The following is a 260-nucleotide window of genomic DNA, read 5'->3' on the forward strand; positions in this document are numbered from 1 at the left end:
CGAGGCTGCTTAGTTGCGGTTGCCGCCCATGAAGCGCAGCAGGAAGAGGAACAGGTTCACGAAGTTGATGAACAGGCTCAGCGCGCCATAGCTGGTGGCGACGCCCATGGCGTTCCTGTCGCCTTCAAGCGCGTAGTAGCTCATCTTCAGGCGCTGGGTGTCGAAGGCGATCAGGCCCGAGAACAGCAGCACGCCGGCGGCGCTGATGATCCAGTACAGGACCCCGTTCGGCCAGAACATGTTCACCAGCGAGGCGATGA

1 protein-coding gene is annotated in these 260 nt (G+C 61.5%); it reads right to left on the bottom strand.

The window, feature by feature from the left end; translation table 11 throughout:
* Positions 1-9 precede the first annotated feature (9 nt).
* On the bottom strand, positions 10-260 hold a 251-nt coding region (locus CVH10_RS21830), incomplete at its 5' end, for a Bax inhibitor-1 family protein (RefSeq protein ID WP_181244658.1).

The organism is Halomonas sp. ND22Bw, from assembly GCF_003011945.1.
Classification (GTDB): Bacteria; Pseudomonadota; Gammaproteobacteria; order Pseudomonadales; family Halomonadaceae; genus Halomonas; species Halomonas halophila.